Genomic DNA, 13,007 nt, shown 5'->3' with positions numbered 1-13,007 from the left:
GCAAGATGCCAGTTCTACACAAGGCTTATTCCAGCCACTGGCAAGATGCCAGTTCTACACAAGGCTTATTCCAGCCACTGGCAAGATGCCAGTTCCCCAGCCACTGGCAAGATGCCAGTTCTACAGTGGGAACAGAAAAAAGGGAAAACAGGGTAAAGGGCAAAAGGGAAACAGGGACAAGGGTTACCGAATCCAAGCACACCCACACACCACACGAAAACCAATAATGTTGACGTAGTGCCTTAGGGCCGGATCAGAGTTGTGGCGAGACCCAGAACGGCAGTGCTCAGGGTTGCCGACCCAACAACCGCCCCGCAAAAGCCGGTGCTTATTATAATTATCATTATTAATATCTGGCTCATCTTGCCAGACACTGCCATCTCTTGGCGCACCTTTATAGTTTGAATGCCAATGGTCTGCACACCACTCCCACACATTCCCATGCATATCGTAGAGTCCAAAGTTATTGGCTACCCCAAAACCACCCACTCGGGTTGTTTCCTGAACAGATTTGCCTTTGGAACCAAAGCCATAACTATAGTCATAGTTGCTATCATAGTTAGCTAGGTCAGTTGTAATGGTCTCGCCAAAATGAAACGGAGTCGTTGTACCTGCTCGACATGCATACTCCCACTCGGCTTCACTGGGCAAGCGATAAGGGCGTTTCGTATACTGGGACAGGCGCTCACAAAACTCCACAGCATCATCCCAGGAGACTCGCTCTACAGGTCGGTATTTCCCGTTAAAACGGGATGGATTGGGGTCAAGTTTTCTATTGACTTGGGGTAGGGCGGCGACGGCTTGCCATTGGGCTTGGGTCACTGGGTATTTGCCCATGAAGAAGGATTTAACGGTGACTTGATGCTGGGGACTTTCACTTTTTTTATGCCCCTTTTCTGTTTCTGGGGAACCCATGATAAAGCTCCCTTTAGGAATTGCAACCATCTCTAGCTCAACTCCATTCCCTAAGTCTTGGCTAAAACCATAAGCTTGGTGCTGGTGACGGTGGATGATTGGTTCTAGTTTTCTTCTGAACCAGCCTGTTTGTTTCAACTCAATAGTTGCCACTTCAAAATCAAACGGTTCTAGCTCAATGTCTGGGGATGCTTCTGTCCTTCCTCCAAGACCAATGACCACTTCACATTCAAAGGTTGGCAGGGGTGGACGTTGGGGAATAGTTGATGGATCTGAAGACTGACTAGAACTTCGTTCCAAGTCTTCAGCTAACGCTGCATACTCTCCTCCCAAACTATACAAAACCTGAGTAGTAATCTGGGCAAAAGGCATTATCTGCTGTTTAGTAGCTTGATCCCACTTAGAATCGGCAGACAGCAAAGCCATAAAATTTTTAATGGATATACCGAGTTTGTCGGCAATATACTGAGAAACTCTCTCCAGTACTGTCTCAACATCAGGAGTGATAACCGAATCTAACAGTAACTCCCTAACCCCCTCGACAAACTCATACTGAACTATCTCCCCTTGAGAGGAAACGGGTTGTAAAAGACCACTCATGAAGACTTCAGCAACATGAACCTGCATCGACTCTGGCAGCAGAGTTGCTTGGATAAGATCAACGACCGGCAAACTGACAGGCACTGCTGCCATCAATCCCGCTAAACGTCTTGCTGTAGGGGATGCTGTTGTCCGAAATCGCTTCACCAAGTCTACCGCAGATAGTTGATCGTGAGCTGTTGATGAAACTTCGGCTAAAGAAGCGATTAAAGATAACTCCAATAAAATCCCAGCAGTTTGGGTATTCCCGACTCCAGCCACCACTCGCGACCATTGTTTGAGAGAATCAGGTTCTAAGGTAACCACAGGTAACTTTAGACTCTTGGCACGATCGACCTCTGTCCAAACAGGTAATCCATCAACTACTAGTTGACTATTGGCAACGCCTGGGACTAAAGCACTTAATTGAATGGGAAAGCCAGCACCTAATGCAGTTCGTCCCCACAACCGTTCTGGCAAGAGTTGTACAATTGCTAGGGAGCCTGCATTAGACCAGAGTTTCACGAGGTAATGGATTTTACTTTGACGCCAGATTGGAGATATGCAATCACTAATTAACAGGATTAAGCGCCTACCTGCAGGGTCTAATAATTCCTTTGGACTACAGAAACGTTGCTTATTTGCTGAGAAGTTACCCTTGGGAAATAGCTCGATTTCCCCATCATGATTAGTTTTTAAGCCCCAAGTGCGAACATATCGAAAAGCGCCTTGGAGTTCAGTCAGTCTCTGAAACTCAGCGATTATTTCTTTCCAAATTACTGTGGAACGGGATTCCTCCACCACCAGGGCTAAATCCAACCACCGTTCCGGTGCTGGCTTGAGTATGGGTGTCCAAATCTTTTTTTCGACAATCTGGGTAACGGTTTCCTCTTCATCAATAACCGTTTTAGTTTGAGAAGGAACTTTCCGCATCAGGGGACGCAATGCCCTTGCTAACGCTAGAGTTTGGCGTAATGCTGGAGCAGCGGGTGCTTGAAAGGGAATGCCTTCAGATACCGTTTTATCTTTTGACTTATGGGGTGAGAAAGAGGGAAGATGAGCAGAGGCAGTAGGTGATGGAGATGCAGGTGTTTTCCGGTTGCTGTCAATAACCGTTTGACGCTGTTTAACTGGTGTTTCAGGAGAGGAAGTTTCCTCAACCTTACCAATCTGAACCGCTAACCAGAGGATATCGGCAATTTGTTCAGCATCCAGGTTGATTTCAGCCTGTTTTAACCGGACATTCAGTTTAGTAATACCAACAGAGCTGATTTCTGGCTGCATCATTCACCCTCAGTACTACTTAGATTCTTGAGCAATTGTTCAATCAATTGTTCTTTTTCTTGACCAGTGGGTGCCGATTCGCGAGTCATCAAGTAAATAGCATTGAGGAGTTGATCGGTTGCTAAATCTCCATTACTACGTTTTTTCAGAAATTGCTTAATTAACTCCGGAGCCTGTTTGGTAATCTCCGGCTCTGTACCCAAATGAGCTGTCACAATTTTCTCTAACTCTACATCACTGGGTTCCTTTATATTCAGCCGCAGACAGCGTCGCAAGAAGGGGGGCGGAAAGTCTCGTTCTCCATTGCTAGTGAGAATTACTAAGGGAAACGCTTTACAGCGTATTCGTCCTTCTGTAATATCTACTTTGATATCTTTAGCAGTTGGCTCATTTTCATCTTTATAAGCGGTTCCTACTGCCACTGTTTCCAACTTTTCTGAAATCCGAACTAATTCGGGTATTTCAAATTCCCCCTCTTCAAACACATGCAGCAAATCATTAGGCAAGTCTATATCACTTTTATCAATTTCATCAATCAGTAGCGCTCGCGGCTTATCTGATGGTAAGAGTGCTGTACCCAACGGTCCGAGTTTAATATAGTTCCCAATTTCTTTGAGATTATCCTGATTCTTATTATCCTGTTGCTGAGCATCCTGTAGACGACCGATGGCATCATAGGAATAAAGACCATCCTTCAACGTTGTCCTGGTTGTAATCGGCCAGTATAACACTTCACCTAATTTTAGCTCATAGGCAACCGCATAAGCTAAGGATGTTTTTCCAGAACCTGGTTTTCCGGTTACTAATAAAGGACGACGCAGGTAAAGGGCTGCATTGACTAACTCAATTTCTTCAGAACGAGCCTGAAACGTAGCACCCCGTCGTTGCGCCTTGTTGATATTCCCATCAAACTGACGCCAACTCGGTGGAGGGGGTAATAGCTTGTCAATTTCCCCATCAATAGGTTTACCAGTGCCTTGAAATATTTTCCAATTATTCATATCACATAGAGTATTCGATACTAGGGGGCACGCGATAGGGGTCTTCCCATAATAAGGAAAGATGCTGTCCAATGTGAGTATCTGGAGGCATAGGGAAACCCTCTGAGCGTTTATCTTTGACTACTTCAGGTAGTTCATCAATACAGCAGCATAGTAGTCCATCAACCTGCTCTTGGCAATTTAAGGATAAATTCTTCCTTAACCATAAGGCTACGGGTATAGCTGCTTTCAGGATTACGGCAAATACGCTACCTTTCCCTATTGTTGGAGGAGCTTTTAGCAACTTAATTCCAATAATATTGTTTTCACTTAATTGGCCAAACAATACCTGAAAATCCTGAGCATCACCTAACACAAAAGCATCACAGGCAGACCCTGGAAGTTGTTGCAATAAATGCCACTTCTGTTGCCAATTACCTTTGTAAAGACTGTAAGGTTTTAACAATCGCTCCGATGAGCGTACTATTACCTGATAATGACAGCCAATTGGTGTCGGAAAACCAAATTCATCATCAATTCCCCAAGTATCAACTGCTTGATTCATAAGAGCAAGGGGAAGAAATAATTCAATCGTTAAGTTTATCCAGGAATATTTAGTACCGATTTCCTCTAAGAAGACTGGGAGGATTGGCGGTATCTGCTCCGCCGTAACAGCTTCCGGAAAAGATCCAGGCTTAGAAAGTGGCTTGCAGTCTATAACACTATCATTTTGCCTAAACCAAGCATCAACAAAATACTGCTCTTCTTTATTTGGATTGCTCACTGAGCTTTGGTTACTAGCCTGAACAACCACCATTAAACAAGAGTTCTTACTTTTTGGCTTATTGTATAACTCTCTCAACAACTCTGAATATCCCTCGATATTCTGCTGACACCATTCCGTTAACTGATCAGAAACTGATGGAGGCAGTTTTGAATCGGTGACCTCTGTGACTAAGTAACCCACCCAGCGCTCAATTCTGGTATATTTCGATCTTCCTTGGGGCATCTTTTCTAAATCTTCAAAAACCCCTGTTAAAGTATCTGGTACAGGATTAAGCCAATCTTCAGGAGAACAAGCGTTGTAGGCTTTTTGAACATAGGTTATAATTTCGTTTTCAAAAGGATTTAACAAGTGTATTAGAGTTTGTGTATTATCTTTTTTATCTTCTAACTGCTTTAGTTTTTGATTAAGCTGTACCTCCTTAATTTCCATCTGTTGAGCGATATTTTCAAGCTGTAACTCCAGATTATTTTGCTCCTGAGGATTGCTTTCAAACCTCGCCTTGTTGGCAACGTCTTCGTAATCTTTCTGTAGCTGATACAAGTCAGACTCCAGCTTTTGAATCTGGAGTTTTTTAGCTCTACTCATCCCCATCTTCTAGTTCATGAAGCTGTTGTTCAATTTTACCCATATCGTTAGCGATTTTTTCAAGCTGTAACTCTAAATTATTTTTCTCCTGAGGATTGCTTTTACGTCGGAGCTGTTCTGCAACATCTGTATAATCTTTCTTTAACTTTTCGAGATTTTGCTTAAAACCTGTGATTTTAATTTGTGTGACTATAGAAGTTTTTTTGGGAACCTTAGTTTCATTGGTTGAAGGGACTTTCTCTAAGGGTGAATTTTCCTGATTAATAGCATCAGGTTCAACTGATTTAAACAACTGTCCTCCCTCATTATCCTCCCAACGCAGATACAGCACTGGACGATACCACTGATTCCCTTCAATACCCATAGCACTTTGTCCCCGACCCAATGCGATCGCTAATGACTCTTGTTCCCCCACTGAACGATAAAACTCTTCCGCAAACTTACTAGCGGCATCGACCCTGATGGAATAGGTCATCGCTACTACAGCAGGAATACCTGCACCAATCAAACTCTGTGCCACCCCATTGAAGACAGACTCACTCTTACGAGACATGGCACTTTTGCAAGCACTCAGAACAACTAAAGCAATTCCCGGTTCTGAATGGGGTTGCTCCCGACGCTGCAAATTACCCAAGAGTTCTCCCAGTTCTTTGGCACTGACATAATCAGCTTTGGCATCTGAGTCTTCAAACACCAAATAACCTTGAGCTTTTCCCAATGGGGCACCGCATTCACACTGAGTTCTACCGTGCTTATAAGCTTTTTTGCACCCTGTTTCATTACAGCGCTTGCCAAAAAAGCCATGTCCATGAAAATGCAGAACACTAGGCACTGCTGAGGTTTGGCGCTCTGACAACCGCCTGCGGAGTGATTTTAATGTCGCAGATTCTAAAATTTCCAGTTGAATTTTACCTTTTTGCTGAGCCTGTTGCAATCCGTTTGCGATCGCATCTCCTTCAACAGCAGGTAACGATTTCAGTCCGATTCTCTCATCCCCTGCCCCAGAGGAAATCAACAGGACATTGAGCCGTTCAACTCCCGGTAAATTAGGACGAGGACTAGGATAGGCAATATAGCGCGAGAAGCTCACCCCTTGGTGGGCTAGAAACCCATATTGGTTATGGAGTAATTCCCAAGGATAATCAGTAACGCGCACAGGTTTGGGGTCTTCTGCTGGAAACCGCAACCGAATATGTAAGAAAATGCGATCGCGTTTAGCCTCTGCTACCGCTGCCTCTATCACCTGCTGAATGTCTTGACCTAATAGTTGATAGAGCCTACGCCCAATAGTAGCCAAGTATTCAGGCTCAAAAGCATTCCGTTCCGGTAGCAGCAGTTGCTCACGTACCATCCAAGCCTGCTCATCTTCCGAAAAGTTATCCTCTTTGAAGTGAGTTGACTCTAATATCTTAACTACCGTGAAACGTCTATCCTGGACATCGGGAGTCTCACTGTCGAGAAAAGGCAGACCAGCTTCGTGATGGACTTCTCCGAATGAACCCGACCCACTCACTTTGAAGCAATCTTGCTTACCTTCAATGGGATAAAAGCGCAGTTCCAGCAGTGTCATTCCAAAATTTTGACTTTATAATTTTATGGCGAAAATTAACTCTAGTTGGTATATGATCTGATTTTATTTGGTATCGCCAGTATATCACGCTTAACTTAACATTTTGACGGCTAATTATAGGGTTTATATTTGAGTTGTGAACATACTCCCTCATGCAAGATGCAAGAGTCAATAGGCATGCATGCTAGAGGGTAAAGATATCCGGATTTTTATTTTCCAAGACAAAAAAAACTCCTAATTTTACATCTCATTTATAAAATATATATATTGTTTGATACAGACCGATAAAGCACAGGGTAAGCATTCAGCCGTGAGCTTTTCGCTCACGGGTGCGTGTTCAGCCGTTGGCCGTTGGCCACCCTACGCGAACAGCTTGAAATAAACCTAGAACGAGAGAATTTAATAGTTCCAGATTAATGAGAATTGTTTGTCTGGGGAAAAGTCCTTGGCCGTTGGCCAAGCTAAGGGAACAGCGTGCCAGAAACTTCGACGCTGGGAGGCATTAGCTGATAGGTGATAGCTGTTCCCTTAGCGTGCGCGTAGCGCATTAGCTGATAGCGCAGCAAAGGGAAAACGAGGAATAGGGAATAATTTGGTGAGTATCAACCCTCAACAAACTCCGGAATCACTGGTGGCAACATTTCAGACAAAGTCAAGAAAAAATCTGGAAACTGTAACGGTAAAATTATCTTATCCTCTGCCATAATTACCTTACTTTGATACCCTTGATCAGTCGGTTATCTAAAAACAGGCAATTGACGATTAGTTAAATCAACTACCCAATAATCAGCAATCTCTGCCTCTGCATAATGCTTAGCTTTCAGTTAACAATCCCTCTTGAAGGTAGTATCAGCAACTTCAATAATTAAATAAATTTCTGATGGTGTCGGATGATGGTCTAGGTATCGCAGTTCATCTGGCATAACTACGGCTAGATCTGGTTCGGGTTCGGAGTAATTACTTAACTGAACTGGTAATTGTGTTTGAACTAAGCCTTGCTGTCCTAAACGATTATCCAACAATCGGCGAGTAAGCCGAATTGAAGTAGCATGGGGAGTTCCCTGGGGACTGATTTTTAAAATATAGCGGTTCTCAGTCCAGTGAAGTGCATACTGGTTGCTACAGCCATTACAGAGTAGAGTTCTATCGTATATCATCGATATCTGAACCGCCATACTTTCACACCTAGATACCTTCCCAAGGACGATAACCTTGTCTCAAAATCTCATATTCTTGATTTATTTCTCCCTCTAAAGAAAGATAAGAAACTCCTTTCTTAATCTTTTCAATGGTAGCCTGCATACAGGCTAATCCGGCTTTATACTCCGAAATATTTGTCACGTTTATCCGAAAGCCAACTTTTTTTGTAAACATTGAGCTTAAAGGTAAAAGTGTAACCTTTCCAATTTGAGAAAAATATTCACCCAATTTATAACTATCCGCTATCCCTAAACTCTTCATCCTAGATTCTAGTTCTGAGTTAAACCCAATATTGATAAAAGGCCCTGCACAGCTGCTCTTGATAATCTTCATTCCCATAGCGAACAAATCAGAATTCATCAGCAAAGCTTCAGCATTAGTCCTCAATATTTCTAACTCTTTTCTCAATTCTTCACGATGATTCAAGTCTCTTTTTTTGAGAGCCCAAGAAGCTGTAATTACCTCGGCATTGGTGTAACGAACATGTGCTGCAACAACAAAGCGCTTAATTTCCTTCACAAGCGCCTCATTCTGACTCGTCAAAAAACCTACTTTGCCAATACCGTCAATTCCAAATTGTCTTCGCATTCCACAGGTTGTGATAACTAAATCTGAGCGAGTACTCACACTAGCCACTGAAACTTGGTCATTTCCTATTGCTTCAGTTCCTGAAAAATACATATCATTAATGATTAGGATATTATGTTGATGCGCAACCTCGGCTAATTCTTTTAATTCATCTCGACTATAAATTTGGCACCAGGGATTATTAGGGGTTTCCAGTATAAAAGCAGCAATTAGATATCCATTCTTTTTTGCAGTACAAATGACTTCTTCCAATTTGTCTGGCTTAATCTTAAAACTCGATAAACAAACTTCTACTAAATGCCGAGTAGTGCCACAAAATATATCTATATTATGGTTGTAGCGAAAGTTACCTTCTGGATAAATAACTGTAATAGGTTTATTTCCTCCCCTCCGTAATAATCTATATTTGGATGATAGAATCGCCATTTTAACAAGAACTGTTGAAGTCTTAGGAAAAATAACTACGGATTTTGGATTGATTTTAGGAAAAGATGGAATTAGTCCAAAAATCTTTTCTGCACCTAGATGGGTAAGACTTTCTGGCACAGTTACCTTATGAGAATCAACTAAATACTGGGCAGGGTAAGATGCATATAAATTCTCCATTTCTACCATTAGATCTTTCTTCTTATATTCTGGGGCATCTGAATGACCCAGATCAAGCTGACCTTGATAGCGTTTAAGTTTTCTAAATAATTCATACTCTTCTGTTGAAGGTGATTTCATAAACCAGGAAATTCCTTAATAGTAAAGTTCATTAGTGTAGTTGCCTTATAAAGGCACATTCAGTAGGTTGGATACGCTCACGCTAACAGACTGTTTATTTAGTAAAATAAGTAGCATTAAAACCTAGGGATTACGCAATTCTCGCTCCGTTAACCATGTATTAACCCAAAATCCGTCTTCTTCCGACAATTGCGGTAGTGGCTCTTGATTATAATCTATGAGTAAATCATAACTAGCTTGGTCGTAGATATTACTCAACAATAGCTGTAAATCTACTAATGGTTCTGTATCTCCAGACTTCAGCGGTAAGGGAAATGAAGGGATAGTATCTGGTAAATTAAATCCATACAAATCAGCTTGAGGACGACGGTCTCCTCGACTGACTAAAATGCGATAATGGGTTTCACTATTGCTGTGATAAACTGGCATTGGTTGTCCCTTACGCAGTAAATCAATTTCTACTAAATGAGTGAAACTGCCTAAAACCTTATTTCGTTTAGTCTCATATTGCTTGCGTCCTTCCCCAGAACGTTTATTAATGGGAGAGAGTATTTCAATAGCTGTTACTACTTCCTTGGTAGCTACCTCTCGCACTTCTAAATAACCTTGCTTAATGGTTTCAGGCACAGGAACTTCTACTGTTTGGGGTTGAGTTGGGGGTTCTGCAACTGCAACATTGGTCATTGGTTGTTTGGTTGTCACCTGTGAACCTTTGACAGTTAAATCTGGAATGCCAACCAGTAGAGATTGTTCCCCAATGGTTTCATACATGCGCACTTCAACACCAACTCTGTATTTGGGACGCAGTTGAGGAGACAGGAATTTAGTCAGCTCGCTAATAAGTAACAAATGTACTCCTGGCCAAACTTCTGGATGTTCTAGGTAAGGGTTCATCCCTGGAAAAGGGGAAGGCATAAAATTTCCTCCTCGGTGCTTAGAGCGTTCAAGTTAGAGCATTCAGCATTCAGGTTTTAGAACTTAGCTGACAGCTGACAGCTAACGGCTGATGGCTAAAAGTCTATTACTTATTCTAAAGCGCACCATTCAACACTTGCTGTGCCGAAAGCTGCAACCCCGGAAAAATAGTTGATTCAATCAACTCATCCCTGACAAAAAGCGTTTCCTCATAAAGATCATCCACCAAGTGCAACACCACAACCTGCTTTTTGAGCGGATCGACAATCCAATATTCGCGAATCCCCAGCAAGTTATACTCCACTCGTTTGCTTCGATAATCCGTCGTCCGAGTCGATTCGCTAACCACTTCAACCACCAAAAAAGGTGGCGATTCGTTGAGACGAATGATCGCCTCTCGATCCAGCATTCCCTGCCATTGCTCCAGTGTTGCCACCGTCACATCTGGAATCCGCGCTGTATCCCAACGTCCCCCACGGGGCGACTCGATTGCAATAAACCCTTGCTTAGAAACCCAGGCTAACCCCTGATTCTGAATTTCAGCCCGAAATTGATCGTTGAGAAACTCAGTAATTGCACCATGTTCTCCTTTGGGTTGAGACATGGCAATCAGTTCCCCATTCACCAGTTCATAACGCCCATCAGTGCCATCGTTGTAGCTTAAGTAGTCTTCGAGGCTAAGCAGTGCAGTAGTGGCAGTCATCGGAGTTTTCCTAAGAAGCCATTTTTTTGATAATACTAGTTTAGCAAAAAATGGGTTAGAAACTGTCATTTATAGCGATTTGCAGATAATTTAATTATGAAAATGGGGCTAAAAATATCCAGTTTACTTATTACTTGCTAATAATAAATAACTTAGATTGGATCCCAACTGATCTATTCCCAGATCCGCTGTTCCCAGATCCGCTGCTCCCTAAAACTCAGTACGAGCTACCTCACCCAATTGAGAACTGCTATATCTTTTAATTCAAAGGGTCTTGTGCTGGTAATCCTACAGCACGGGGAAACTTAGCTACTGTTGGTGATAATACTTTCAACAACAAACAATGACGAACACTATCACTCAAAGGCGTAGTAAATTTTTCAACTGATTCAATCTTTCCACCCAACTTTTTTACCGCTGGCTGTAAAGCTTCGGTTTCTTCATCTGTCCAATGACCACGATAGAGAATTGCCAAACCTCCCTTTTTCAGAAGTGGTAGAGCATATTCAGCACAAACAGAAGGGGCACTAACAGCACGAACTAGAGCAATATCGTAGGAGTGTCGATGCTGTGGCTTCTGTCCAATGGCTTCTGCTCTGCCAACTAAAGTCTTAACATTATTAATTTCCAACTGGGGGATTAAGGTTTGGAGAAAAGTAATTTTTTTGCGAGTAGAATCGAGTAACGTAATAGCAGTATTAGGAAATGCGATCGCAACTGGTAATCCTGGAAATCCAGCCCCTGTTCCAATATCAATAATTCTCTGTCCTGGAGTTACAGATTGCCATATGGGAGCCAATCCTACCAAAGAATCCCACAGATGCTTTTCCCAAAACTCCTCGGCAGCAGTAATCCGAGTTAAATTCAACTGACGATTGCCTGACAAAATCCCTTCATAGAGTTTCTGAAACAACTGTTGTTGTTCTGGAGCTGGCTGCCAATTTAGAGTTTGTTGCCAAACCTCTGTCATCTGTGGCAGCACTAAAACATTTTGGTCATTTGTCATTTTTGCTATTCTGTACTTGTTATGCTAAATAAACAGTTTGGCAAAGGGAGCAGGGAGCAGCGATGCAGCGCGGTCTTGGGGAGCCAGTGCGGTCTTGGGGGTCTCCCCCATGAGCAACTGGCGTGGTTTCCCCCATGAGCGACTGCATCAAGACGGGAGCAGGGAGTAGTGGAAAAAGCCCCTATTCAAATTTTTTTGTTAGTTTAATAGCAGAATTTTCATTCTACAGTAAGCTTTATGAGTTTTTTAAATTGAACTTTATTTATCATAAAAGGTACTGAAGAACCTTTAATTTTTAAATAGGTATCCGTGTAGGAATTGTGATAATTTTTCTTCCCTGTTCCCAGATCCGCAGTTCCCTGTTCCCTTTGCTCAAGTACTCAACACTGACAACTCAGCACTAGGTAAATCAACAGCTTTTAATTCCCCTTGCTTAAGAGTCCAGCAGCGGTCAGCAATGGGCAATAAATCCTTAGCATCGTGAGTCACCACTAGGAGTGTCCAATGGGTTTTGAGTTTTGCCAGCAGATTGACTAACTGTCTTCGCATAGACCAGTCTAATCCAGCTGTTGGTTCATCCAACATCAGAATATGGGGTTGACGAATCAGTTGTACTGCTAGAGCAAGGCGTCGCTGCTGACCACCACTCATAGCATGGGGTGAGGTATGCAAGGGAAAATCAGCCAGTCCCACTTCCCCCAAAGCTTCATAAACCCTCTGTGACCCCAACTCTGGATGTCCCATCCGCAATTCTTCCAGGATAGTCTTACCACAGAAATGCCGTTCTGGAAACTGAAACACTAATCCTGCCAGTTGGGGTAGCTGGTCGTTGGTGAGTTCAGTTTCTCCCCAAAAGATGTTTCCTGCGGTGGGCTGGGCTAATCCTGCCAAAATTTCCAATAATGTGCTTTTACCAGAACCACTAACACCAATCACTAGTCCCAATTCTTGTGGTGCTAGCTCTAGATTCAGACCCTTCAAGATCGGGGTGGAGCTAGCTGGTGGATGATAGGTTAAGTCTCTAAGATATAGCATTGCCTTTTGCCCACTCCTTCCCCTCTTCCAAGACTCGGGAGGTTTCAACATTTCATAAACATTACTATCCTAACCACTCAGCTTAAGCGCTACGCGCACGCTACGCGAACAGCTATCAGCTATCAGCTATCAGT

General features: G+C 42.8%; 11 protein-coding genes. All 11 read right to left on the bottom strand.

Features of this window, described 5'->3' with window-relative positions; translation table 11 throughout:
* Nucleotides 1–183: 183 nt before the first annotated feature.
* Nucleotides 184–2,781: an SAV_2336 N-terminal domain-related protein gene (locus tag AC4II3_RS25590; RefSeq protein ID WP_488029308.1), complete on the bottom strand. Its 2,598-nt coding sequence runs from the start codon at nucleotides 2,779–2,781 to the stop codon at nucleotides 184–186.
* Nucleotides 2,778–3,779: an AAA family ATPase gene (locus tag AC4II3_RS25585; protein WP_488029309.1), complete on the bottom strand. Its 1,002-nt coding sequence runs from the start codon at nucleotides 3,777–3,779 to the stop codon at nucleotides 2,778–2,780. Before AC4II3_RS25585 ends, AC4II3_RS25590 begins: the two co-directional genes overlap by 4 nt.
* Before the next feature lies 1 nt (nucleotide 3,780).
* A complete protein-coding gene (locus AC4II3_RS25580; RefSeq protein ID WP_488014434.1) occupies nucleotides 3,781–5,130 on the bottom strand; it encodes a VMAP-C domain-containing protein in 1,350 nt (449 codons plus the stop codon).
* On the bottom strand, nucleotides 5,123–6,700 hold the full coding sequence (locus tag AC4II3_RS25575; protein ID WP_488014432.1) for a CHAT domain-containing protein: 1,578 nt from the start codon (nucleotides 6,698–6,700) through the stop codon (nucleotides 5,123–5,125). The genes AC4II3_RS25580 and AC4II3_RS25575 overlap by 8 nt, the downstream gene beginning before the upstream one ends.
* Before the next feature lie 824 nt (nucleotides 6,701–7,524).
* Nucleotides 7,525–7,875: a Uma2 family endonuclease gene (locus AC4II3_RS25570; RefSeq protein ID WP_488014430.1), complete on the bottom strand. Its 351-nt coding sequence runs from the start codon at nucleotides 7,873–7,875 to the stop codon at nucleotides 7,525–7,527.
* 10 nt (nucleotides 7,876–7,885) lie between these two features.
* Complete coding sequence (locus tag AC4II3_RS25565) at nucleotides 7,886–9,214, bottom strand: aminotransferase class I/II-fold pyridoxal phosphate-dependent enzyme (RefSeq protein ID WP_488014428.1); 1,329 nt, start codon at nucleotides 9,212–9,214, stop codon at nucleotides 7,886–7,888.
* A 123-nt stretch (nucleotides 9,215–9,337) separates the two neighbouring features.
* On the bottom strand, nucleotides 9,338–10,129 hold the full coding sequence (locus tag AC4II3_RS25560; RefSeq protein ID WP_488014426.1) for a DUF4058 family protein: 792 nt from the start codon (nucleotides 10,127–10,129) through the stop codon (nucleotides 9,338–9,340).
* Between the two features lie 115 nt (nucleotides 10,130–10,244).
* Nucleotides 10,245–10,832 (bottom strand): Uma2 family endonuclease, encoded by a 588-nt coding sequence (locus AC4II3_RS25555; RefSeq protein WP_488014424.1) that lies wholly within the window; start codon nucleotides 10,830–10,832, stop codon nucleotides 10,245–10,247.
* A gap of 259 nt (nucleotides 10,833–11,091) precedes the next feature.
* On the bottom strand, nucleotides 11,092–11,838 hold the full coding sequence (rsmG, locus tag AC4II3_RS25550) for a 16S rRNA (guanine(527)-N(7))-methyltransferase RsmG (RefSeq protein ID WP_488014422.1): 747 nt from the start codon (nucleotides 11,836–11,838) through the stop codon (nucleotides 11,092–11,094).
* 19 nt (nucleotides 11,839–11,857) lie between these two features.
* Nucleotides 11,858–11,986, bottom strand: coding sequence for a hypothetical protein (locus tag AC4II3_RS25545; RefSeq protein WP_488014420.1), 129 nt, complete (start codon nucleotides 11,984–11,986; stop codon nucleotides 11,858–11,860).
* Between the two features lie 224 nt (nucleotides 11,987–12,210).
* A complete protein-coding gene (locus AC4II3_RS25540) occupies nucleotides 12,211–12,873 on the bottom strand; it encodes an ABC transporter ATP-binding protein (RefSeq protein WP_488014437.1) in 663 nt (220 codons plus the stop codon).
* Between the last annotated feature and the right edge of the window lie 134 nt (nucleotides 12,874–13,007).

It is taken from the genome of Moorena sp. (assembly GCF_982860115.1).
Note: the sequence above shows the minus strand (reverse complement) of the source record. Positions and strands in the feature narration are given on the sequence as shown.